This window comes from Pseudomonas baltica, from assembly GCF_014235765.1.
In the GTDB taxonomy this organism is placed as follows: Bacteria; Pseudomonadota; Gammaproteobacteria; order Pseudomonadales; family Pseudomonadaceae; genus Aquipseudomonas; species Aquipseudomonas baltica.
The window spans coordinates 193,207-217,556 of sequence record NZ_JACMYH010000002.1 but is presented as its reverse complement, the minus strand read 5'-3'; the positions used below and the strand labels follow the sequence as shown (position 1 = coordinate 217,556).

The 24,350-nt window shown below is 62.6% G+C and carries 19 protein-coding genes and 3 tRNA genes; 4 read left to right on the top strand and 18 right to left on the bottom strand.

Annotated elements, in window-relative coordinates; genetic code table 11:
* Positions 1-422: 422 nt before the first annotated feature.
* Positions 423-2,384, bottom strand: a complete 1,962-nt coding sequence (acs, locus tag H7993_RS10430; RefSeq protein ID WP_185794326.1) for an acetate--CoA ligase — start codon at positions 2,382-2,384, stop codon at positions 423-425.
* A gap of 339 nt (positions 2,385-2,723) precedes the next feature.
* On the opposite strand from acs, the gene H7993_RS10425 reads away from it, so the two are divergent.
* Positions 2,724-2,984 carry a DUF2790 domain-containing protein gene (locus H7993_RS10425; RefSeq protein WP_122476393.1) on the top strand — a complete coding sequence of 87 codons (261 nt, stop codon included), beginning with the start codon at positions 2,724-2,726 and terminating at the stop codon, positions 2,982-2,984.
* Between the two features lie 223 nt (positions 2,985-3,207).
* Positions 3,208-4,410, top strand: coding sequence for an MFS transporter (locus H7993_RS10420; RefSeq protein WP_185794325.1), 1,203 nt, complete (start codon positions 3,208-3,210; stop codon positions 4,408-4,410).
* A gap of 11 nt (positions 4,411-4,421) precedes the next feature.
* On the opposite strand, the gene arfB is transcribed toward H7993_RS10420, so the two are convergent.
* The 4 genes from arfB to H7993_RS10400 all read right to left on the bottom strand — a co-directional run bounded on the left by arfB (position 4,422) and on the right by H7993_RS10400 (position 7,921).
* Positions 4,422-4,835 (bottom strand): alternative ribosome rescue aminoacyl-tRNA hydrolase ArfB, encoded by a 414-nt coding sequence (gene arfB, locus H7993_RS10415; RefSeq protein WP_185794324.1) that lies wholly within the window; start codon positions 4,833-4,835, stop codon positions 4,422-4,424.
* A gap of 12 nt (positions 4,836-4,847) precedes the next feature.
* On the bottom strand, positions 4,848-6,221 hold the full coding sequence (locus H7993_RS10410) for an amino acid permease (RefSeq protein ID WP_185794323.1): 1,374 nt from the start codon (positions 6,219-6,221) through the stop codon (positions 4,848-4,850).
* Between the two features lie 163 nt (positions 6,222-6,384).
* Positions 6,385-7,614 carry a 23S rRNA pseudouridine(2605) synthase RluB gene (gene rluB, locus H7993_RS10405; RefSeq protein ID WP_122476400.1) on the bottom strand — a complete coding sequence of 410 codons (1,230 nt, stop codon included), beginning with the start codon at positions 7,612-7,614 and terminating at the stop codon, positions 6,385-6,387.
* A gap of 112 nt (positions 7,615-7,726) precedes the next feature.
* A complete protein-coding gene (locus H7993_RS10400) occupies positions 7,727-7,921 on the bottom strand; it encodes a DUF1289 domain-containing protein (RefSeq protein ID WP_122476402.1) in 195 nt (64 codons plus the stop codon).
* Positions 7,922-8,251: 330 nt separating this feature from the next.
* Here H7993_RS10400 and H7993_RS10395 point away from each other — a divergent pair, with 330 nt between their 5' ends.
* Positions 8,252-9,217 carry a phospholipase C/P1 nuclease family protein gene (locus H7993_RS10395; protein ID WP_185794322.1) on the top strand — a complete coding sequence of 322 codons (966 nt, stop codon included), beginning with the start codon at positions 8,252-8,254 and terminating at the stop codon, positions 9,215-9,217.
* Positions 9,218-9,229: 12 nt separating this feature from the next.
* On the top strand, positions 9,230-11,566 hold the full coding sequence (locus H7993_RS10390; protein WP_185794321.1) for a hypothetical protein: 2,337 nt from the start codon (positions 9,230-9,232) through the stop codon (positions 11,564-11,566).
* 96 nt (positions 11,567-11,662) lie between these two features.
* On the opposite strand, the gene H7993_RS10385 is transcribed toward H7993_RS10390, so the two are convergent.
* From H7993_RS10385 to H7993_RS10325, 13 genes are all read right to left on the bottom strand, one after another.
* Positions 11,663-11,739: transfer RNA gene (locus H7993_RS10385), tRNA-Asp, on the bottom strand.
* Positions 11,740-11,832: 93 nt separating this feature from the next.
* Positions 11,833-11,909: transfer RNA gene (locus H7993_RS10380), tRNA-Asp, on the bottom strand.
* A gap of 68 nt (positions 11,910-11,977) precedes the next feature.
* Positions 11,978-12,053 (bottom strand) — tRNA-Val (locus tag H7993_RS10375).
* A gap of 217 nt (positions 12,054-12,270) precedes the next feature.
* A complete protein-coding gene (locus tag H7993_RS10370) occupies positions 12,271-13,482 on the bottom strand; it encodes an O-succinylhomoserine sulfhydrylase (protein WP_185794320.1) in 1,212 nt (403 codons plus the stop codon).
* Positions 13,483-13,496: 14 nt separating this feature from the next.
* Positions 13,497-15,002 (bottom strand): amidophosphoribosyltransferase, encoded by a 1,506-nt coding sequence (purF, locus tag H7993_RS10365; protein WP_122476407.1) that lies wholly within the window; start codon positions 15,000-15,002, stop codon positions 13,497-13,499.
* Positions 15,003-15,043: 41 nt separating this feature from the next.
* Positions 15,044-15,601, bottom strand: coding sequence for a CvpA family protein (locus tag H7993_RS10360; protein ID WP_122476408.1), 558 nt, complete (start codon positions 15,599-15,601; stop codon positions 15,044-15,046).
* A 180-nt stretch (positions 15,602-15,781) separates the two neighbouring features.
* Entirely contained in the window at positions 15,782-16,423 is a 642-nt protein-coding gene (locus H7993_RS10355; protein ID WP_185794319.1) for an SPOR domain-containing protein, read from the bottom strand.
* Positions 16,407-17,714, bottom strand: coding sequence for a bifunctional tetrahydrofolate synthase/dihydrofolate synthase (gene folC, locus H7993_RS10350; protein ID WP_185794318.1), 1,308 nt, complete (start codon positions 17,712-17,714; stop codon positions 16,407-16,409). Before folC ends, H7993_RS10355 begins: the two co-directional genes overlap by 17 nt.
* Positions 17,711-18,631: an acetyl-CoA carboxylase, carboxyltransferase subunit beta gene (accD, locus tag H7993_RS10345; RefSeq protein WP_122476414.1), complete on the bottom strand. Its 921-nt coding sequence runs from the start codon at positions 18,629-18,631 to the stop codon at positions 17,711-17,713. The genes folC and accD overlap by 4 nt, the downstream gene beginning before the upstream one ends.
* Positions 18,632-18,795: 164 nt before the next feature.
* Positions 18,796-19,422 carry a phosphoribosylanthranilate isomerase gene (locus H7993_RS10340; protein WP_185794317.1) on the bottom strand — a complete coding sequence of 209 codons (627 nt, stop codon included), beginning with the start codon at positions 19,420-19,422 and terminating at the stop codon, positions 18,796-18,798.
* Between the two features lie 39 nt (positions 19,423-19,461).
* Entirely contained in the window at positions 19,462-20,334 is an 873-nt protein-coding gene (gene truA, locus H7993_RS10335; RefSeq protein WP_185794316.1) for a tRNA pseudouridine(38-40) synthase TruA, read from the bottom strand.
* 156 nt (positions 20,335-20,490) lie between these two features.
* A complete protein-coding gene (locus H7993_RS10330) occupies positions 20,491-22,980 on the bottom strand; it encodes a motility hub landmark protein FimV (RefSeq protein ID WP_185794315.1) in 2,490 nt (829 codons plus the stop codon).
* Positions 22,981-23,092: 112 nt separating this feature from the next.
* The gene (locus H7993_RS10325; protein ID WP_185794314.1) at positions 23,093-24,100 is read right to left on the bottom strand and encodes an aspartate-semialdehyde dehydrogenase; all 1,008 of its coding nucleotides are present in this window, start codon (positions 24,098-24,100) and stop codon (positions 23,093-23,095) included.
* Positions 24,101-24,350 lie beyond the last annotated feature (250 nt).

Sequence of the window (24,350 nt, the reverse complement as noted above, 5' to 3'; positions counted from 1 at the left end):
GAAAATGGGCAGTATGGGCAAAGTGAGCGCAGGCCCAGAATGCGAAAAATGAGGCTGAACGGGCGACGCCACGAGGTCCGGCGAGTGAGCGCATTTTAACGGCACTGTGCCAGTCGATATTTCTTCAATGCGACAAGTAGTTACAGAAGCACCGAGACACCCAGACCAAGGGATTGACAGCCCATGCCGATTGTGGCTGAGCAAAAAGACGCGCAACCTGTCCATCAAGCAATTAGCGCGCCCATTATTGGCAAAGGCTTGGCAGACGGCAAGCTTGGGGTTGTGGGAGATGTTGCATGTGACAGGCGATGGGGCCTTGGGTGGCACCCGGCGCGGCAATGGCGTTACCGCAGTAACGCCAGCGCTGCCTGAACAACCTTGCGGGCCCCTTCGCGGGCAGAGGCCCCCGAGGTCGCGTCAACTCACGCCGAAGCGCGATGCATTTCCTTGTGGGTGTCGATGAGCTGTTGCACCACCCCCGGATCGGCCAAGGTAGAGATGTCACCCAGCGAGTCGTACTCGGCCGTGGCGATCTTGCGCAGGATGCGCCGCATGATCTTGCCCGAGCGCGTCTTGGGCAGCCCCGGCGCCCACTGGATCACATCCGGCGAGGCGATGGGGCCGATCTCCTTGCGCACCCAGTTCTTGAGCTCCAGGCGCAGTTCCTCGCTGGTCTGCTCGCCACCATTGAGCGTGACATAGACATAGATGCCCTGCCCTTTCAGCTCATGGGGAACGCCCACCACAGCGGCCTCGGCCACCTTGGGATGGGCCACCATCGCGCTTTCGATCTCGGCCGTGCCCATGCGGTGCCCGGAAACGTTGAGCACGTCATCGACTCGGCCGGTGATCCAGTAGTAGCCATCTTCGTCGCGACGCGCGCCGTCGCCGGTGAAGTACATGCCGCGAAAGGTCTTGAAATAGGTATCGACGAAACGATCATGGTCGCCGTAGAGGGTACGCGACTGGCCCGGCCACGAATCGAGAATCACCAGGTTGCCCTCGGCAGCGCCGTCGATCAGGTTGCCCAGGTTGTCCACCAGCGCCGGCACCACGCCGAAGAACGGTTTGGTCGCCGAACCGGGCTTGAGGCCGATCGCACCCGGCAGCGGGCTGATCAGGATGCCGCCGGTTTCGGTCTGCCACCAGGTGTCGACGATCGGGCAGTTCTGCTTGCCGACCGTGTTGTAGTACCAGTTCCAGGCCTCGGGGTTGATCGGTTCGCCCACCGAACCCAGCAAGCGCAGGCTCGAGCCATCGGCGCCCTCGACTGCCTTGGTGCCCTCGGCCATCATCGCGCGGATAGCGGTGGGCGCGGTGTAGAGGATATTGACCTTGTGCTTGTCGATGATTTTCGAGACGCGGGTAATGTCCGGGTAGTTGGGCACGCCTTCGAACAGCAAGGTGGTGGCACCGTTGGCCAGCGGGCCATAGACGATGTAGCTGTGGCCGGTGATCCAGCCGACGTCCGCCGTACACCAGTAGACATCGCCCGGCTTGTAGTCGAACACTCGCTCATGGGTCAGCGCGGCGTACACCAGGTAACCGCCGGTGGTATGCAACACACCCTTGGGCTTGCCGGTCGAGCCGGAGGTATAGAGGATGAACAGCGCTTCCTCGGCGCCCATTTCCTTCGGCGCGCAGGTGCTCGATGCCACCTCCAGCAGCGAGTGGTACCAGATGTCGCGATGACGGTTCCACTCGATCTCGCCACCGGTGCGCTTGCACACGATGACCTTCTGCACGCTGCTGGTTTCGGGGTTGGTCAGGGCGCGGTCGACGTTGGCCTTGAGCGCCGTTTTCCTGCCGCCCCGCAGGCCTTCGTCGGCGGTGATCACCACCTTGGACTGGCAGTCGATGATGCGCCCCGCGAGCGCCTCGGGCGAGAAGCCACCGAACACCACCGAATGCACCGCGCCGATGCGGGTACAGGCGAGCATCGCCACCACCGCCTCGGGAATCATCGGCATGTACAGGGTCACCACGTCGCCGCGGTGCACATCCTGGCCGCGCAGGGCGTTGGCGAACTTGCACACCTCGGCGTGCAGCTCCCGGTAGGTGATGTGACGGCTTTCGGAAGGGTCGTCGCCTTCCCAGATGATCGCGACCTGATCGCCGCGTTCGACCAGGTGGCGGTCCAGGCAGTTGTAGGAGACGTTGAGGGTGCCGTCGGCGAACCATTTGATGTCGACATGGTGATCGTCGAACGAGGTCTGCTTGACCTTGGTGAAGGGCTTTATCCAATCGAGGCGCTGCGCCTGTTCGCGCCAGAAACCGTCCGGGTTGACCACGGACTGCTGGTACATGGCCTTGTAGGTCGCCTCATCGGTCAGCGTGGACGCCGCCACCTCTGGACGAACGGGATACAGGGAAGCCGCACTCATCTTTCATACCTCGGTTGAGTAGTTGTTGTTTTATACACCTGTTTTAAGGGTATCTGGCCCGTGCAGCCATTCGACGATGGTAGTACCGCCGCTTGCACCGATGCACGCCCGGGCCTGCGGGATTAGTGCAGATTCGAATAAAACTGTTTATCCGAACCGGCTCTGTTTACCTCCACCGTGCACGCCTAGAATCGATTTCGCCAGCAACGGCACCGCGATCGACGAAGACTGCATCCCCCCACGAAGGCCTGTCGATCGCAACATTCCCACTCTCAAGTTTCACACGTGACCTCACAAGGGCTGCGTGCCCCCTGACGACTGCAAAACAGGAAAATAGACATGAAAGCTTTTTTGATTCTGGCGCTGATTGGCGCGAGCGGCATGGCCCTGGCCGATGAAACCACCACGGCTGCCACCGAAAAAACCACGGTGGAACCTTATGAGTATTCGCAGCACCCCGATATTGCTCACGTCATCTCGACTTCAGCGATTCCCAACGTCTGCGCCGTGGTCCCGGCACGCCTGACCTACGAAGATTCGCAGGGCAAGCGCCACATCATGGAATATCAGGTCATGGGCAACGGCTGTTCGAACAGCTGAACACCTCCCAGCGTCGGGGCTGCGGCCCCGCTGCTGGCCTGCACCAGAGCAACCGCGCCAGCAGCATCTGCATGAAGCGCCACCCATCGCCGTCTCTCTTTTTGTGCCTCGTGCCTCTATCATGAGCGTCACGTAAGCCTGTCTTCATTTCTCGTGTGCGCCGGACACCCAGCCAGCCTGCCCGCACCTGCGCCCATCACCTGCTTCCGCGACGGATCTACCTATGCCCCACTCACAGCGCCCCATGACGGTCACGCTGCAAGTCGTCTCCATCGTCCTGTTCACCTTCATCGGCTACCTGAGCATCGGCATCCCGCTGGCGGTATTGCCAGGCTTCGTCCACAGCGACCTGGGCTACGGCGCGGTCATTGCCGGGTTGGTGATCAGCGTGCAGTACCTGGCCACCCTGCTCAGCCGCCCGCAGGCGAGCAAGATCATCGACAACCTGGGCAGCAAGAAAGCAGTCATCTACGGCCTGGTCGGCTGCGGCATCAGCGGGCTGTTCATGCTGCTGGCCGGCTGGTTGCAAAGCTGGCCGGCGCTGAGCCTGACCAGCCTGCTGGTGGGTCGGGTACTGCTGGGGTCGGCGGAGAGCCTGGTGGGCTCGGGGTCCATTGGCTGGGGGATTGGCCGCGTCGGCGCAGCCAACACCGCCAAGGTCATCTCCTGGAACGGCATTGCCAGCTACGGCGCCCTGGCCATCGGTGCGCCGCTGGGCGTGCTGATGGTCAAGCATCTGGGCCTGTGGAGCATGGGTGCGAGCATCATCGTGCTGGCTGGCGTGGGCATCGCCCTGGCCTGGAACAAGCTTCCCGCACCCGTGGTGGCCGGCGAGCGGCTACCGTTCCTGCACGTGCTGGGCCGCGTGCTGCCCCATGGCACCGGGCTGGCCCTGGGCGGTATCGGCTTCGGCACCATCGCCACCTTCATCACCCTTTACTACGCCAGCAATGCCTGGGACAACGCGGCACTGTGCCTGAGCCTGTTCGGTGCCAGCTTTATCCTTGCCCGGCTGTTGTTCGGCAACCTGATCAACCGCATCGGCGGTTTTCGGGTGGCGATCGTATGCCTCAGCGTGGAAACCCTGGGCTTGTTGCTGCTGTGGCTTGCGCCCAGCCAGGAGCTGGCCATGGCTGGCGCGGCGTTGACCGGGTTCGGATTTTCCCTGGTATTTCCAGCGCTCGGCGTCGAAGCGGTCAATCTGGTGCCGGCGTCCAGCCGCGGTGCGGCTGTGGGGGCCTACTCGCTGTTCATCGACATGTCGCTGGGCATCACCGGACCGGTGGCAGGCGCCATCGCCGCAGGCTACGGCTTCAGCGCGATCTTCCTGTTCGCCGCCGTGGCTGCGTGCGCCGGCCTGGGCCTGACCTTCTATCTATACCGGCGAGCGGCAAGCCTGCCACCAGCGCAAGACAAGCTGGTCTAGAACGGCATGATCTAGAAATCGATCCTGCCACGCCCGGCCTTGATCGCCCCGCGTTTGGTCTTGCCTTCCAGGCGGCGAGTCTTGGAGCCCAGCGTGGGCTTGGTCGGCCGGCGCTTCTTCTCCACCTTGGTGGCCAGCAGAATCAGCTCGCGCAGGCGCTGCAGGGCGTCGGCGCGGTTTTGCTCCTGGGTGCGAAACTGCTGCGCCTTGATGACGATCACGCCATCGCCGGTGATCCGGCTGTCGCGCAGCGCCAACAGGCGCTCCTTGTAGAACGGCGGCAGCGACGAAGCGCCGATGTCGAAGCGCAGGTGCACCGCACTGGAAACCTTGTTGACGTTCTGCCCACCCGCGCCTTGTGCGCGGATGGCGCTGAGCTCGATTTCAGCGTCGGGCAGATAGACGGCGTTGGAGATTTCCAGCATGCAGCGCTCCGGTCAGGACGAGGGGTTCGACTTGAGGCGATAACACAGGTACATCCCGCCGATCCACAGAGGAATGGCATACACCGACACGCGGATGCCGGGAATCATCAGCATGATGATCAGGATGAACGCCACGAACGCCAGGCACAGGTAGTTGCCGTACGGATACCACAACGCCTTGAACAGCGGCACCTGGCCCTGGCGCTGCAAGTGCTGGCGAAACTTGAGGTGCGAGTAGCTGATCATCGCCCAGTTGATCACCAGGGTCGCCACCACCAACGACATCAACAGCTCGAGCGCCTGCTGCGGCACGAAGTAGTTCAATGCCACGGCCACCAGCGTGATCGCCGCCGACACCAGCAGCGCCCGAACCGGCACGCCACGGCCATCCACCTTGGCCAGTGCACGCGGCGCGTCGCCCTGCTCGGCCATGCCCAGCAGCATGCGGCTGTTGCAATAGGTGCCGCTGTTGTAAACCGACAAGGCTGCGGTCAGTACCACGAAGTTGAGCACGTGGGCAGCCGTGTCGCTGCCCAGCATCGAGAACACCTGCACGAACGGGCTGCCGCTGTAGGCATCGCCCGAGGCATTCAGGCTGGCCAGCAGACCGTCCCACGGCGTCAGCGACAACAGCACCACCAGCGCGCCGATGTAGAAGATCAGAATGCGGTAGATCACCTGATTGATGGCCTTGGGAATCACCGTCTTCGGGCTGTCGGCCTCGGCCGCCGTAAAGCCGAGCATCTCCAGGCCACCAAAGGAGAACATGATGATCGCCAAGGCCATGACCAACCCGCCTACACCGTTGGGAAAGAAACCACCGTGGGCCCAGAGGTTGCTGACACTGGCCTGAGGGCCGCCGTCACCGCTGACCAGCAGATAGCTGCCCAGGGCAATCATGCCGACGATCGCCGCGACCTTGATGATGGCGAACCAGAATTCGGTCTCGCCGAACACCTTGACGTTGGTCAGGTTGATGGCATTGATCATCAGGAAGAACACCGCAGCGGAGACCCAGGTGGGTATTTCCGGCCACCAGTAGTGCACGTACTTGCCGACGGCGGTCAGTTCGGACATGCCTACCAGGATGTACAGCACCCAGCAGTTCCAGCCGGACAGAAAACCGGGAAACCGGCCCCAGTAGCTGTGGGCGAAGTGACTGAAAGAGCCGGCAACCGGTTCCTCGACGATCATCTCGCCCAGCTGACGCATGATCAGGAAGGCAATGAAGCCGCAGATGGCATAGCCCAGGATCATCGACGGGCCGGCGGACTTGAGCACGCCTGCCGAACCCAGGAACAGCCCGGTACCGATGGCACCGCCCAGAGCGATCAGTTGGATGTGGCGATTCTTCAGCCCACGCTTGAGCTGGTTTTGTTCAGTCATCAGGGAGCAGTCACTTCTTCGACGTTCGAGGTATCAAGAGTGCAATGGTCCGCCGCAGGCAAACCTTGTGGGAGCGGGTCTCTGCCCGCGAAGAGGCCCCCACCGACACCCCACAAAAAAACGCCAACCCTGGAAGGTTGGCGCACGTGGACATCAGTTGTCCTTACTCAGGCTTGGGCTTGCGACGGCCAAAGCCTGGGCGCTGACCGGTACCAGCGGCCGGGCCACGACGATTGCCCGACGGCGCGTCGTCCACCAGCTTGATGCCCGGGCGCTTTGCAGCGGGCTTGGCACCCGGCTTGCCGGCAGGCCTGGCTGGACGCTTGTTCATGTCCGCCGGACGCTCGGCCACGGCACTGCCACGACCGCTGTCCTTGCGCGCAGCCGGCGCCGAATCACCGCGTGGCTGACGGGCTGGACGCTGCTCGCCGGACGGCGCCGAATCGCCGCGCGGCTGGCGAGCCGGGCGTTGGTCGGTGGACGGCGCGCCGTCCTGGGCAGGACGCAAGGTGCGCACGCGCTCGCCGCGGCCCATCGGGCGCGAGGATTTGCGCTGCATGCGCTCCAGCTTGTCCTTGGTCTTGGTGGTCATCGACGGCATGGCCACGGCGGTCAGGCCGACTTCGGCGCTCAGGGTATCGACTTCACCCTGGGTCAGCTCACGCCAACGACCCATCGGCAGGTCGGAGTTGAGGAATACCGGACCGAAGCGCACGCGCTTCAGGCGGCTGACCACCAACCCCTGGGATTCCCACAGGCGACGTACTTCGCGGTTGCGGCCTTCCATCACCACGCAGTGGTACCAGTGGTTGAAGCCTTCGCCACCCGGTGCCTGCTGGATATCGGTGAAGCGAGCGGGCCCGTCTTCCAGGATCACGCCGTTCTTGAGGCGCAGCAGCATGTCGTCGTCGACTTCGCCGCGTACGCGCACCGCGTACTCACGGTCCATTTCGAATGAGGGATGCATCAGGCGGTTGGCCAACTCGCCGTCGGTGGTGAACATCAGCAGCCCGGTAGTGTTGATGTCCAGGCGGCCGACGTTGATCCAGCGGCCTTCGCGCGGGCGCGGCAGGCGGTCGAATACGGTCGGGCGGCCTTCGGGGTCGTCGCGGGTGCAGATTTCGCCGTCTGGCTTGTTGTAGATGATCACGCGGCGCACGGTTTCCGAGGCTTCTTCGCGCTTGATCACCTTGCCATCGACGGTGATGGCGTCGTGCAGGTCGACGCGCTGGCCGAGGGTCGCGACCTTGGCGTTGACCTTGATTCGGCCTTCGCTGATCCACGCCTCGACGTCTCGGCGCGAACCCACGCCGATACGGGCCAATACTTTCTGCAGTTTTTCGCCGGCAGGGCCGATTTCCTGGCTGCCGTCTTGCTGATCGAGATCTTTCATCGTAAGCACCTCCCGGTGGGTCGAATTGAATGCTGCTCGGCGCAGGCGCGCCGGAGGGCCGCGAATGATACGCGCAACACGGCGCCTGCGCATCAAAGGCTAGCCGATTTTTTCAGGCTTTCTTCTTTTTCCGCTTGGCGGTGCCTTTCATGTCTTTCAGGCGCTGCACCGCCTGCGCGTTCACGTCGCGCCGCTCGTCTTTGTCCATCTTCTTCCAGGCCTTGCACTCAGGCTTGGTGCGGCCACAGGCAATACACGTCTCGTCAGTGAACTTGCAGACGCTGATACAGGGGTTCTTGCTGCTCATGGGGTACGACACCGAATTCGTGATTGATCCATTGATAGACATTGCCAAACCCGTAAAGCACCAAAGAATGTCGGGTATCGGTAAACACCCGCCGGATCGACCAATTGCTGACCGCGAGACCCTACCCATTCCGAGCATCTTCTTACTTGCGTCAACGTGCAATTCTTTGACGATTGGCTACGCTTTGATTTAAGTCTGATGTCGAGCAAAACTCCTCGGTCGTAGCCCGAATGCGACTGGCCCAAATGGGTTCCAGCCGCTCAAGAATGTCTATTCGCTGCCATTGCCACTAGGCAGCGAATACCCTCTCTTGCTCAGGAGCCCTCGAGAATGCAGACGTCGATCTTCCTCACAGCACGGCTGCTCCGTAAAGCACATTCTCGTGCGAGGCCAAATATCCTACGCGCGCTTCCCTGTGTGTTCTTGCTGGGCTTGCTCGACACAAGCTTTGCCTACGACGCCGCACGCCATCCTGTCTATACGAATCAGGCCGTGATCGCTTTTCGAGGATGCGGGTACACCTTGCCGGCAAGCGCAGCAGCAGCACTGGCGGCTGGAACACAGGATGAGGACACTGCCCCTCTTAATCTCTATGACCGCAGCACTAACTGGCACTTTTACAACCGCGAGGGCCGCCTGCGACCATGGGCCTTCGGTAATCGTAGCCTTGATCGTATTTTCGCAAAGCGTTCTCAAGCCTTGGAAATCGCGCTGCGGGGCGAATCGAATATCAACGATGTTTATCACAGAGCGGGTCAGGTACTTCACTACATACAGGACATGAGCGTGCCTGCCCATGTAGCACCTGCTTTCCACATGAAACTTCCTCTCTGGGACCGTTCCGATCCCTTCGACAACTTCACCGCACCCGTTGACTCAGCTCCGTTTGCCCTGACAAGCAAACAGTGTAGTGAACTGAGCGACCAAATCACCACAGACCCAGTGACCGCCACTAGGCTACTGGCTAATGCTGCCAAGCGAACGCTAAGCGCCATCTCCCCATCCGTATTGGAAGGCCAAACCAGCGACACCGACTGGCGAGCCTACTGGATTTATCCATCTGATAACCACGCCGACGCCGCCAATGGCTGGGGCGCTTACGGACTTTGCGTATTTGCCAGACGCCCTCAACGCTCAGGATGTAAAACCCCGAGGCAAGAAGAGGCGCTGTTCGCACTTCAATATCAGCGCACTGTGACTGATTCGATTCGCATACTCATCTATCTGGACAAGCGCAGAGCAAAGCGTCCCACTACTGCTTTCCCGCCACAACAATCACTCGCCGGCCAACATTAAGGAGCGATAACCATGGGCCGTTACCAAAAATCTCCACGATTGGGCAACTGGCGCTACGGCTCACGCACTTGCCTCTGCGCTTTGGCCATCGCGATGATAGCCGTGCTGATCATCAGCCTGCAGAGTTGCTCATGGATCGTAGCTGGCGCCGCCAATACGGTCTATCCAAGCCTCGCTTCGCCGGAAGAGACCGAAGCCCCCCCGACGTTCACTACGTATTACCCGTCAGCCGCCACCGAGGCGATTTTCGGTGGCCGTGGTGTCGGACTGGATTGCTCGATACCCAAGCCACTTAAAGCCTTGGCGTTTAGAACCAGCGCTGAAGGTGCACCAATCTCATTACAGTTCAGACAATCCTGCGTTATGCATGACCTATGCTATCGCCATGGCTACGCGACCTATGGATACACTCAGGCGCAGTGCGATGTCATGCTTCAAGAGTCCGCTTATCGCCTGTGCCGTCAGATAAACAAGTCCACTAGAGAGGAAACAAGGTCGAGCGTCGCAGCGGCGTATACCGAGTGTGAAACCGAGGCTCGCAAAGTCCTTCTTGGAGTAACACTCGGGGGAGGCGGCTCGTTCAAGTCCAAGGGACGATCGACATACTTCGAATACGACCCTATGCCAACACACGCTGACGACTACGTCGTGGGGCGTGCAGTAGACGACGCTACTGCACAAGCAACAGTCGGCGACTTGGGTATCAGAACGTTTCACATCCTGCGGCAGACAATGTCGATGAGAACGCTGACCAATAACCCAGCCGCATCAACCCACGACGAGCAAAAGGGGACGCCTAGGCTTTTTCCCGATCGAAGAATCGCTACACCTCCGCAGCTCACAGGCTACCCCGACTCTGGATCCAGAGTCGCCATGGCCAGTCTCGTCTCCATAGCGAGAAAGGATCTGAAAACCACCGAGCTTAAACTTTATGAGGTGCAGGCTCTCGCCTCGTCACAAAGCGGGGCAGGCGCGTACGACTTGCAATTCAAAGCATGCCCTGACAGGTACGACTCCCCATGCGGTACGGACGTAGATGCATCTATTCATAAGTTCGTGATGGTCGACCGCAAACCTGTGCTGTTATCGGTCACCCATCGGGGAAGTATTCCTGGGATAGATTCAAATCCATGCCCAAGCGACGGTAAGGCTTTGGGAAGCGCTGTCAAAGTGGTGCAGAAATCCATCATGTTTGACGTGAGGCAACCTGCCGAATCGCCCCAGATAATCTGCAAAAACGGAAGAAAAAGTCCTGCCTGGCCTATGGATGACTACCCGCTTAATGCAAAGACGCTGATGCGACAAAAATACCGGTTCATGCAGCATGACGTGCTGATCGAAAAGAATGCTGTCAATCAGGCAACACATGCGTGGGTTCTGGGTCGAGGTGCAAAACTTTCGAATAAGACAGCAGGTCATGAACCCCTGTTCGAAGAAGACAGCGCCGGAAGCACCTATCAGACCCATGTAGTAGTGGCCCGGCAAGCACTGGGTAATCGCAAATTCACCGAGATCGATCGATTCGAACTCGAAGCATCCGAGACCGACGAGCCCTTCCAGTTGGTCCGTCTCGGCGGATCACACGGGGTAGCGCTCATGTCGCTCGGCTGGAAGGCTGCCGACCGTGCACGGGTAAGCGATGATCAAACTCCGCGGGCTCCGCCCATACTCAAACTATGGAGAGTTCCTGGCAAAGATCGTAATGCCAGCCAGCAACCGATGACAGTATCACTTCCCGAAGCCCTCAAAGACCGCTACACCGACATCCCACCTGTCATGGCACGGCTGAGCACTCGGGAAGAACCTGTTTTGATTTTCGCTAAACTCAGTCCGCCGCCTACGCTCAACCAGGAAGAGGAAGCTGCGGCCTTGGACTTCAAAGACACCACAGTAGCGAGCTCTATCGTCATGGACTTAGTTGTGATCAGTCTCATGCCTCAGGCGGACACCAGTATAAGACCATTGATCATGCAGCAGCTGAGCTGTGAAATCGATCTGCGGAAGCAGCTAAATAACGAGAAGGCCTCCGATATCAGAAAAGGGGCCTATCGTGCGCAAGATCTGACGGCGCCAAATAAAACTGGAGTTGAGCAAGAAAACTCGCACGCTACCGCCCGAGGCATGACTGATCTAGCCAACCGCTGGCGGATGAGCCAACTTATAGCTTCAGAGCTGCGAAGCGCCGACAACATGCGAGCCTTGGCGCTTACGATGGTCTTCAATGGATTTCCCGGCATGTCTGTCCAGGTACGGTTCAAAACCCGTGATGGCAATATTGAAGCTGGGGAGCCAGTCACCGTGGACGATTACTTCAGCTGCGCGTCACCTGCTATCGTAGCCAAAAGCTGAAAGGAACAATTCAGAAGTTACGAGACACAAAAAAAGCGACCCGAAGGTCGCTTCCTTTGTTTGCCTCAAGGAGTTCAAGGGCCTCGAAGCTTTGTATGGCGCAGCGGACGGGACTCGAACCCGCGACCCCCGGCGTGACAGGCCGGTATTCTAACCGACTGAACTACCGCTGCGTATCGCTCGGACTTGCGTCCGTTTGAAACCTGTTGACCCAGAACTTCGAGGTTCTCGATCGCTGACCCGGCGAACCGAATCAGTGTATAAAATGGCGCAGCGGACGGGACTCGAACCCGCGACCCCCGGCGTGACAGGCCGGTATTCTAACCGACTGAACTACCGCTGCGCAGTGTGTGCTCTCTTGTTTCAGCACGTGTTGCTCTTCGTTGCGTTCTCAGCTGCATTCTAACGAAATGGTGGGTGATGACGGGATCGAACCGCCGACCCTCTGCTTGTAAGGCAGATGCTCTCCCGGCTGAGCTAATCACCCTTTGCTTCGCTGAGGCCGCGAAATTTACGCAGGTACCGAACCTAAGTCAATACCCTGTATGAAGTTTTTTTGAAAAAGGTGTTAAATGTCAGAGCTTGTGAAACCTTGCGGGCCTCTTCGCCGGCAGAGCCCGCTCCCACAGGATCCTCAGATGACTGGGTTTGTGTGGGAGCGAGGCAGGCGGCGAGCCCTCTGGCCGCGAAGAGGCCTTCAGCCCTTACAGCGCAGCCAGCCCGCGCGCCAGATCGGCCTGCAGGTCGTTAACGTCTTCCAGGCCTACCGCCACCCGGATCAAGCTGTCGCGAATCCCTGCCGCTTCGCGTTCGGCGGGCGACAGGCGCCCGTGCGACGTGGTGGCCGGGTGGGTGATGGTGGTCTTGCTGTCACCCAGGTTGGCGGTGATCGAGATCAGGCGGGTTGCATCGATGAAGCGCCAGGCGCCCTCCTTGCCTCCCTTGACCTCGAAACTGACCACGGCGCCGAAGCCTTTGGTCTGACGCTTGGCCAGTTCGTGCTGGGGGTGGCTCGGCAGGCCCGAGTAATGCACCTTCTCGATGCCCTCCTGCGCCTCCAGCCATTGCGCCAGCACCTGCGCGCTGGCGCAATGGGCGCGCATGCGCAGGTTCAGGGTTTCCAGGCCCTTGAGGAAGATCCAGGCGTTGAACGGGCTCAAGGTAGAGCCAGCGGTGCGCAGGTAACCCAGTACCTCGTTCATTTCCTTGCTGCGACCGCACACGGCGCCGCCCATGCAACGACCCTGGCCGTCGATGAACTTGGTCGCCGAGTGCACGACGATGTCGGCACCCAACGCCAGCGGCTGCTGCAGCGCCGGTGTGCTGAAGCAGTTGTCGACCACCAGCATGGCGCCCTTGGCCTGGGCCACGGCGCTCAAGGCCGTGATGTCGACCAACTCGGCCAGCGGGTTGGACGGCGACTCGACGAACAGCAGCCTGGTATTGGCCTTGATGGCCCGTTCCCAGCCGCTGACGTCGGCCAACGGCACGTAGTCCACTTCGATGCCGAAGCGCTTGAAGTACTTCTCGAACAAGCTGATGGTCGAGCCGAACACGCTCTGCGACACCAGCACGTGGTCGCCCGCGCTGCACAGGCTCATGACCACGGCAGTGATCGCCGCCATGCCCGTGGCGAAGCCGACCGCCTGTTCGGCGCCTTCCAGGGCGGCCAGGCGCTCTTCGAAGGAGCGCACAGTGGGGTTGGTGTAGCGCGAGTAGACATTGCCCGGCACTTCGCCGGCAAAACGCGCCGCGGCATCGGCCGCAGTACGGAAAACATAGCTGGAAGTGAAGAACAGCGGATCACTGTGTTCGCCTTCCGGCGTGCGGTGCTGGCCGGCGCGAACCGCCAGGGTGTCGAACGACACCCCTTCGAGATCGCTATCCAGTCGCCCGGCATCCCATTCCTGTGTCATGCCGTTGCTCCCATTCAGTTGTTGTAGAGGTCTATGATCGCGCTGACCGCATGCGACTTGCTCTTGTTGGAGTCGTTGCGCGCCTGCTCGATCTTGTTCAGATAGAACGCGTCGATATCGCCGGTGACGTACTTGCCGTCGAACACCGCGCAGTCGAAGTTCTCGATCTTGACCTTGCCACCACCGACCGCATCGATCAGGTCGGGCAGGTCCTGGTAGATCAGCCAGTCGGCACCGATCAGATCGGCCACTTCCTGGGTGCTGCGGTTGTGCGCAATCAACTCATGCGCACTCGGCATGTCGATGCCGTAGACGTTCGGGTAGCGCACGGCTGGAGCAGCCGAGCAGAAATAGACGTTCTTGGCGCCGGCTTCGCGAGCCATCTGAATGATCTGCTTGCAGGTGGTGCCGCGAACGATCGAATCGTCCACCAGCATCACGTTCTTGCCGCGGAACTCCAGCTCGATGGCATTGAGCTTCTGGCGCACCGATTTCTTGCGCGCGGCCTGGCCGGGCATGATGAAGGTACGACCGATGTAGCGATTCTTGACGAAGCCTTCGCGAAACTTCACGCCCAGGTGGTTGGCCAGCTCCAGGGCCGCAGTGCGGCTGGTGTCCGGAATCGGGATGACCACGTCGATGTCGTGTTCCGGGCGTTCGCGCAAAATCTTGTCGGCCAGCTTCTCGCCCATGCGCAGGCGTGCCTTGTACACCGAGATACCGTCGATGATCGAGTCAGGGCGGGCCAGGTACACGTGTTCGAAGATACACGGTGCGTACTGGGGGTTGGGTGCGCACTGGCGAGTGTGCAGTTTCCCGTCTTCGGTGATGTACACCGCCTCGCCCGGCGCCAGGTCGCGGATCAGGGTGAAGCCGAGTACGTCAAGGGACACGCTTTCGGAGGCGATCATGTATTCCACGCCTTCGTCGGTGTGGCGCTGGCCGAACACGATCGGACGGATCGCGTGCGGGTCACGGAAACCGACGATGCCGTAGCCGGTGATCATCGCCACCACTGCGTAGCCACCGGTGCAGCGCTTGTGCACATCGGTGACGGCGGCGAACACGTCTTCCTCGGTAGGCTGCAGCTTGCCGCGCACGGCCAGTTCGTGGGCGAACACGTTGAGCAGCACCTCGGAGTCCGAGCTGGTGTTGACGTGACGCAGGTCCGATTCGTAGATTTCCTTGGCCAGCTGCTCGACGTTGGTCAGGTTGCCGTTGTGCGCCAGGGTGATGCCATAGGGCGAATTGACGTAGAACGGCTGGGCCTCGGCCGAGGTCGAGCTGCCCGCCGTGGGATAGCGCACATGGCCAATGCCCATGTGCCCGACCAGCCGCTGCATATGGCGCTGCTGGAAAACGTCCCGTACCAGCCCGTTGTCCTTGCGCAGGAACAACTTGCCATCGCTACTGGTAACGATACCGGCAGCATCCTGGCCGCGGTGTTGGAGGACCGTTAGCGCGTCATACAGCGCTTGATTGACGTTCGACTTACCGACGATACCGACGATGCCACACATGCGACGCAACCCCTACTTAATGAATCTGAACTGAGCACCACTCACTGCGCCTTGTTGGCCGGCAAGAGGTGTTCCTTGAACGGAATGTCAGCCGGTGCGCTGATTCCGCTGGCGAGCCACTGGCTGGACATCCCCAGAATGAGGTTTTTCGACCAGTCAGCAACCAAAAGAAATTGGGGCAGGAGCCGTGATTCCTGCCACCACGAATCCTGTTGAACGGGCCCCAGGCTCATCAGCCCGGCGGCCACCACCACCAGCAGGCCACCGCGCGCGGCGCCGAAGACCATGCCCAGGAAGCGGTCGGTACCCGACAGCCCGGTGACGCGAATGAGTTCGCCGATCAGATAGTTGACCATGGCGCCGACCAGCAGGGTGGCCACGAACAGTACGGCACACCCGGCGATGACGCGCGCGGATGGGGTCTGGATGTAGTTTTCGAAATAACCGGCGAGGGAACCACCGAACAGCCAGGCCACGCCACCTGCGACTATCCACGTGACCAGCGACAGGGCTTCCTTGACGAAGCCGCGTGTCAAGCTGATCAGTGCGGAGATGGCGATGATCGCGATGATCGCCCAGTCGACCCAGGTAAATGCCACGGTGCGGCCTGCATACGGATAAGGCGGCGCATTTTAGCAGAGCGCGGGCGCGGGAGTAAGCGGCGATTGTCGCCTGCACCGCAGCGCGCCCCTTCGCTGCCGCTGACCGCTCCTACAGCTTCCCGTAGGAGCGGTCAGCGGCAGCGAAGGGAGCGCCACGGTCCCGCGTCTGACGAAGACTCAGCCGCGCTCGGGCTCGAAACGTACCACGAACCCCTGCAGCTTCTGCTGGCGGTTGATCACGTCACGCAGGCGCTCGGCCTCGGCGCGCTCGACCAGCGGGCCGACGAACACCCGGTTCTTGCCATCGGCCGTACGTACGTAGGCGTTGTAACCCTGCGCACGCAGGCTCTTCTGCAGGGTGTCGGCACCGGCGCGGTTGGACAGGCTGGCCAATTGCACCGACCAGCTGACCGGCAGCCCATTGGGGTCGATCTTGCTGCCGGTGTCCGTCTTGGCGACCGGTGGCACCTTGGCCGCAGCGATGGGCGCGGAAGGCTGCACCGATTCCACCGGCTTCTTGGCAGGTGTGGCAGGCGCGGCAGGCACCGACTGGATCGGCTGGCTAGGCGGGGCAGCCTGCGTCGCGGCCTGCGCTGGAACCGGCTCCGTCTCGATGATCTGCGGCTCGGGCACGGCAACCGGCTCGACCTGCACCTGAGGCGCGGCCGGGGCCTGCGGCGCTGCCGGGGCTTGCACCTGAACCTGGCGCACGGTTTGATCCTCGCGCGAAAACAGCATCGGCAGGAAAATCACCGCCAGCGCGATCAGCACCAGGGCGCCGATCATGCGCTGCTTGAACACCTTATTGGGCAATGCCATCCACGTTCTCCCGTTCTACGTTGCCATACATCCATTTCAGGGCCTGGGCGACACAGTGGAACGAGCCGAACACCAGAATCTCGTCACCCTCGCCTGCGGCTTCGCACTGCGCTTCGAGCGCATCGGCGAGGCTGCCATGAGACGTCGTGGCAGCGCCAAGGTTCAGGAGCGCGGCGTCGAGTTCGGCGGCCGGACGACTGCGCGGTGTTTTCAGTGGTGCGACTGCCCAGTGCTCGATGACGGCTGTCAGCGGCTCGATCACTCCGACCAGGTCCTTGTCGGCGAGCAGGCCGAACACGGCCAGACGCCGCCCCGCAAGAGGCTGGCGCGCCAGCCGCTCGGCCAGAAAGCGAGCGGCGTGCGGGTTGTGGCCCACGTCGAGAAGAATTTCGACCGGCTTGCCGGCGTAACTCACCCGGTGACGGTCCAGGCGGCCGGCCACGCGGGTGTGCGCCAGCGCCCAACCCATACGTGCAGCGTCACGCGGCAGATCGAGTGCCACATAGGCCTGCAGGGCCAACGCGGCGTTTTCCAGCGGCAAGCTGGGCAATGGCAACGACAGCAACTCGACCGGGTAGCCTTCGACATCCACCCCGCGCCACGACCAGTGATCGCCTTGCGCGGTGAAGTCGTAGTCGCGGCCGCGCAGATAGAAGGGGCAACCCAATGTGGCAACCTGCTCGAGCAATGGCTGCGGAGGGTCGATATCGCCACACAGTGCTGGCACGCCAGCGCGCAGGATGCCGGCCTTCTCGAACGCCACCGACTCGCGGGTATCCCCCAGGTACTCGGCATGGTCCAGACCGATGCTGGTGACCACGGCCACATCGGCATCCACCAGATTGACCGCATCGAGCCGACCGCCCAGGCCCACTTCCAGCACCACGGCATCGAGCTCGGCGCGCTGGAACAGCCAGAGCGCGGCCAGGGTGCCCATCTCGAAATAGGTCAAGGTAGTGGCGCCGCGCGCCGCTTCCACGGCGGTGAACGCCTGGCACAACTGGGCATCGGTGGCCTGCTGGCCGTCGATCAGCACTCGTTCGTTGTAGCGCAGCAGATGCGGCGAGGCGTAGACCCCCACTTTCAGATCGCGATCCTGCATCAGCGCCGCAATGAACGCGCAGGTCGACCCCTTGCCGTTGGTCCCGGTCACCGTGACCACACGCTCGGCTGGCTTGCCCAGGCCCAGGCGCTGCGCGACTTCGCGGCAACGGTCCAGGCCCATGTCGATGGCCGAAGGGTGCAGCTGCTCCAGATAGGCGAGCCACTGGCTCAGGCTGCGCTCGGTCATACGTTGGCGGGCGCCGGTGGAACCACAATGGGCTCGATCGGGGCGGCCACGTAGGTAGGCGTCGGCAGGCCCATGAACTGGGCCAGCAGGCTGCCCAGGCGCGGGCGCAGTTCCTGGCGCGAAATGATCATGTCGATCGCACCGTGCTCGATGAGGAATTCGCTGCGCTGGAAGCCTTCCGGAAGTTTTTCGCGCACGGTCTGCTCGATCACCCGCGGGCCGGCAAAACCGATCAGCGCCTTGGGCTCGGCGACGATCACGTCACCGAGCATGGCCAGGCTGGCGGAAACGCCGCCGTAGACCGGATCGGTCAGCACCGAGATGAACGGAATGCCTTCTTCGCGCAAACGCGCCAGGACTGCTGAGGTCTTGGCCATCTGCATCAGCGAAATCAGCGCTTCCTGCATGCGCGCACCACCGGAGGCGGCAAAGCAGATCATCGGGCAACGGTTTTCCAGGGCGTAGTTGGCGGCACGCACGAAGCGCTCGCCGACGATGGCACCCATGGAGCCACCCATGAACGAGAATTCGAAGGCGCTGGCCACCACGGGCATGCCCAGCAAGGTGCCGCTCATGGAGATCAGCGCATCCTTTTCGCCCGTCTGCTTCTGCGCTGCAGTCAGGCGATCCTTGTACTTCTTGCCATCACGAAACTTCAGGCGATCGACCGGTTCCAGATCGGCACCCAGCTCGGCGCGGCCATCTTCGTCGAGGAAGATGTTCAGACGCGCACGTGCACCGATGCGCATGTGGTGGTTGCACTTGGGACAGACGTCGAGGGTCTTCTCCAGCTCCGGACGGTACAGCACTGCTTCGCAGGACGGACACTTGTGCCACAGGCCTTCGGGCACCGAGCTTTTCTTCACTTCCGATCGCATGATCGAAGGGATCAGCTTGTCTACCAACCAGTTGCTCATGCTTTATTTCTCCAGTACCGGGGACTGCTGGCCTGGCCAGGTCCCGTGCATGCTCTTGAGCGTGTTCAGATATGAAACGAATACGTGGGCGAGCGTGGCGCAGGCTGCACACCTGCGTGCCGCGCGTTTCGCGAAACGTATGGACGGTGCCGAGCTGCCTGCCGTCACATGCTGCTCCCACGCACCGCTTTGAGGAAAGCGTCGATTTTGCGATGGTCCTTGATGCCCTTGCTCGACTCCACCCCGCCACTCACATCCACCGCCCAGGGTTTGACCTGAGCGACGGCCTGGGCGACGTTGCCGGCGTGAAGCCCACCTGCCAGCACGATGGGCTTGTCCAGGTGCGCGGGCACCAGCGACCAGTCGAAGGCTTCACCGGTGCCGCCCGGCACGCCGGCCACGTAGGTGTCGAGCAGAATGCCGCTGGCGTTGCGATAGGCCCGACAGGCCGCCTGCAGATCATCGCCGGCGCGCACGCGCAATGCCTTGAGGTAGGGACGGTGGTAGCCCTCGCATTCTTCCGGCGTTTCGTCGCCATGGAATTGCAGCAGGTCCAGCGGCACGGCGTCGAGGATTTCACCCAGTTCGCAACGGCTGGCATTGACGAACAGGCCGGTGGTGGTCACGAACGGCGGCAGCGCGGCGATGATCGCGCGTGCCTGTTGCACGTTCACCGCCCGGGGGCTTTTGGCATAGAACACCAACCCGATCGCATCGGCACCCGCGTGCGCAGCGGCCAGAGCATCCTCTATGCGGGTAATACCGCAGATTTTGCTGCGAACGGCTGACATGTCGGCGAGTACCTCGACTTGGCTGGGGAACGGCGGATGTTAGCAAATGCTGTCGGCGACGTCAGCCAGTGTGTCGAACCCGGTCAGGAAGTGCGGACCGATATAGCGCTCGGGCAGTGGGAACTCATCGCGGTACTCGACTTGCACCAGGTACAGCCCGAAAGGATGGGCCGTGACCCCGCCGGTTCGGCGTACCCGGCTTTGCAACACTTCGGCGGCCCATTCCACAGGGCGCTCGCCCGTGCCGATGGTCATCAGTACACCGGCGATGTTGCGCACCATGTGGTGCAGGAAGGCATTGGCGCGCACGTCGATGACGATCATCTTGCCGTGCTGGGTGACCCGCAAGTGATGCAGTTGCTTGATCGGCGACTTGGCCTGGCACTGGCCGGCGCGGAAGGCACTGAAGTCATGGGTACCGACCAGCGCCTGGGCGGCGGCGGCCATGCGGGCGACATCCAGCGGACGGTGATTCCAGGTGATTTCCTCGCCCAGATGGGCGGGTCGGATCTGGTCGTTGTAGATGACGTAGCGGTAGCGGCGGGCGATGGCCTTGAAACGCGCATGAAAGGTGGGCGGCATGATCTTCGCCCAGGTGACACTGACATCATGGGGCAGATTGATGTTGGCACCCATGACCCAGGCTTTCATGCTGCGCTCGGCCTGGGTATCGAAATGCACCACCTGGCCGCAGGCGTGGACACCCGCGTCCGTGCGGCCGGCGCACATCAGCGAGACGGGCGAAGCGGCAACCTTGCCGAGGGCGTCTTCGAGGGTTTCCTGTACGGTGCGCACGCCGGAGGCCTGGCGTTGCCAGCCGCGGTAGCGCGAACCTTTGTATTCAACGCCCAAGGCAATGCGATAGAAGCCGTCGGCCGCCGATTCGGCGACCGCGTTGTCGATGTTTTGCACGAAGTTGCAGCCTGTTGGTTAAGCGATGGCGGCGATTATACCGGATCATGGAATTGCGGCGCTGCCTTCGCGGGCAGAGCCCGCTCCCACAAAAGGGGCCTCGATGTACAGATGTGGGAGCAGGTTTGGGGGTCGGACGGCGACCGCTGCACCGCGTTACCGACTGATGCGCCCAAGCATCTCGCGCGCCTCATCCTGCTGCCCGGTACTGCCTTCCTTGAGCACTTCACCGAGAATGTCGCGGGCGCCGTCGTTGTCACCCATCTCGATGTAGGCACGGGCCAGGTCAAGCTTGGTGCCCGCCTCGTCTCCCCCGTCGAGGTAGTCGAAATCGTCTTCGCCTTCGATCGGCGGGAGGTCTTCAGGCTTGGGTGGCACGGCGAACGGTTCGGCCATGGGTGTGCGGGCAAAACCGTCGGAGAGTTTTTCCAGTTCGGCATTGATCTCGTTCAGGCGCGATTCGGGTGCCTGTGGCTCCTCGGCGTCATCGGCCAACGACAGATCGAAATCTTCCGGCAACGTCGTCTCGGGTTCGTCGGTCGAATTGCCCGCCGCAGCTTTCTGCTCGGCCAGCAAGGTGTCGAAGTCGATGTCCGCGCCTGCCGTCGGCGCGGGGTCCGGGGTGTCGTCCAGGTTGAGGTCGAAATCGGTATCGAAGGTGCCGTCCAGCGAGTCGGCGGACCCCGGCTCGTCGTGCAGCAGCTGCTTGACGTACTCGGCGTCCATCTGCGCTGCCGCGGCGGCTGCACCGGCAGCGGCGGCAACAACGCCCAGCATGGCAGGGAAGCGCGCTTTCAGACGCTCGACGTCGGCATGGTTCTGGCCGGTGGCGATCAACTGCCGCTCCTGGCCGACGAAGCCATCACGATCACCTTGCAGGCCATACACTTCCATCAATTTCAGGCGCAGATCGCTGCGCTTGGGCTCGCGCTCGGTTGCCGCTTCCAGCAGTTCGGCAGCATGATTGAGGCGGCCGCGGGCAATGCTCTGCTCCACTTCGGCGAACAGCCCTTCATCGGTGTCGATGCTGGGGCGCAGCGGCGGCGTAGGCAGCACGGTCGGCGCGGGCGCCTCGGCAAAGGTAGCCGGTGCGGCACTGGCCCTGGCGCCCGCTACCGAGGCGGCCACCATGGCCGGGGTCAGGTGCACGGTCGCCGCCGGGCGCTCCAGTCCTTCGAAGCTGTTGGGCGGCAAGTCGAGATCCGGGCCGTGATCGGGCTCTTCGGCCAGCGCGCGGGCCATGCGCATGTGCTTCTCGGCCTCCTGCTGCGCCTTGCGGCGGCGGGCCAGCAGCAACAGCAGCAAGAGCAGCGCTGCAAGGGCACTGGCACCTACCACCATCAGCAGGGTCGAGTTGTCGCTGGGCTGCTCGGCAACCGCGTCGTCGGCGGGGTCGGTGGTCGCATCCAGCGGCTCGCCCTGAGGCAAGGCCGGCGTACTGGCGGCAGCGTCGGGATTGACCTGCTCGGTGGCACCGGGTACCGCCGGTGCCGGAACCAGCGCGGCGTTGACCGGGGCGTCGGAATCGCCCTCGGCAGGCTCGCCGTCGTCCTGCGCAGGGGCCAGCGCCTGCGCCGGCGCCAACGCTTCGGCCGGCACCGGTACATCGGCGCCCGCTGCCTGCATCTTGGCCAGTTGGTCGTTCTTGAGCTGAATCAGTTTCTGCAACTTGTCGAGCTGGCTCTGCAGGTCGGCGTTACGGCTGCGCAATTCTTCGTTGTCACGGCGCGTTGAGTCCAGGGCTTCCTGGGTCACCGCGAGTTTCTGGTCGAGGGCCCTGGCATCGCCCGCCGGGCCGTTGGCCTCGCTGGCGCCTGACACCAGGCTGAGGTTGTCTTGCGGCGGCGCGGCGGCCGGCGCCGGAGCACCGTTGCCACGGCGCGTGGCATCGACCTGTTGCGCCCGCGGACCGAGGCGACGACCTTCGCGCCAGGCAGCATTCTGCCGCGCGACTTCGGCCACGGCTGGGCCCGGCGCGGTAGCCGCGGTCTGCTGGGCGTCCGGCATGCGCAGGACCTGCCCGGTCTTGAGACGGTTGATGTTGCCGTCGAGAAACGCGTCGGGGTTGAGCGCCTGGATGGCCAGCATGGCTTGCTGGACCGAGCTGCCCTGACGATTGCGCGCAGCGATCTCCCACAGGGTGTCACGCGAACCCGTGGTGTAGGACGCCTGGTTGGCGCTGGCGGCGGGAGCGCTCAGCGCCGGCTGCGGTGCATTCTGCGCCGCCTGGGCCGCCTGCGGGGCAAACTGCGCGGGATCGAGCAGCATGCTGTAGTCGCGCAGCAGACGGCCGCTGGGGAAATTGACCTGAACCAGGAACTTCACCAAGGGCGCCGACAAGGGTTGCGTCGAGGTCACGCGGATGACGCTGCGGCCACTGGCGTTGATCACCGGCGTGAAGCGCAGGCTGTCGAGGAAAGCCTGGCGCTCGACGCCCGCCTTGCTGAACTCCTCGGCCGGGGCCAGCACTGGCTGCACCTCGGCGGCAGTGAGGCCGCGCACATCGAGCAGTTCTATCTCGGCGAGCAGGGGCTGGTTCACCGCGGACCTGAGGGTCAACTCACCCAGCTCCAGGGCGTTGGCGATACCGGAGGACAGCGCCGAAGCGGCAGCCATTGCTAACACCAGTTTGCGAACTTGAACCATGGCCTAATCCTTGTCTGAACATTCCTCGGCAAGCGAGAAAAAGCTTGCGCTGTCGCATGCGAACAGCTGGGCAAAACGGGCGAACTGTCTGCAAATTGTCGGCAAGTATCTTTTAGCCATGACCTTTAATCAACAACTCGGCCACTTGTACCGCATTCAAGGCGGCGCCCTTGCGCACGTTGTCCACCGTGGCCCACAGGCTCAGCGCCTGGGGATCGTCGATACCGGTGCGTACACGACCCACGTACACCACGTCCTGGCCTACCGCATCGCCCACTGCTGTAGGGTAGTCGTCTTCCACTGTTTCGATCCCGGGCGCCATGGCCAGGGCCTGGTTGATGGCCGCAAGGTCCAGCGTCGAGCCGGTCTGCAGCGCGATGCTGTAGCTGTCGCCGAAGAACACTGGTGCCTGCACGCAGGTCACCGAAATCTTCAGCGCTGGCATGCCAAGCAGCTCGCGCAGTTCGTCGACCAGCCGCCGCTCCAGCGGCACATGGCCCTGCGCGTCGGGCGTACCGACCTGCGCCAGCAGGTTGAAGGCGATCTGGCGGTCGAAGAACTGCGGTTCCAGCGGGCGCACATTGAGCAGCTCGGCCGTTTGCCGGGCCAGTTCGCTGACAGCCTCGCGGCCCAGGGCCGACACGGCCAGGCAGGCGGTCACGTGCACCTGCTGCAGATCCAGCACGGCGCGCAAGGGTGCCAGGATCACGGCCAGCGCAGTGGCGGCAGCGCTGGGGCTGGCGACTTGCACGGGCAGCGGCAGATCGCTCAGCACGGCGGCATTGGCTTCCGGGACCACATTGGGGGCCTGGGACGTCGGCAGGCCGGCCGACAGATCGACGACCGTGCAACCGGCCGCCGTGGCACGCGGCGCCAAGCTGCGCGTCACCGCAGGGCCGGCGGCGAAGAACACCAGCTTGACCAGACTGAAATCGAACTGATCGACTTCACGCACCCGCACGTTCTTGCCGCGAAAGGCCACCGATGCACCGGCCGATTCGCTGCTTGCCAACAGGTGCAGCGCACCCACCGGGAAATCGCGCTCTTCGAGAACCTGCACGAGGGTTTCGCCAACCGTCCCGGTGGCGCCGATCACGGCGATGTCGAAAGTCTTGGGCATGGGCAGGGTCCTTGGGAAATGAACAGGCCGCGCACTTTATCGGTTATCGGCCGCGCTGTCCTGGCAGCAGACAGGCGCCGCAGTGCACCTGCCTCACCGCGGCGCGCCCTTCGCGGCCACGGACCGCTCCTACGGACAACCTCGCAACCTGCGCAGGAGCGGTCATCGGCCGCGAAACAGGCGCCGCGGTGCCCCTGACCCACCGCGGTGCGCCCTTCGCGGCCACGGACCGCTCCTACGGACAACCTTG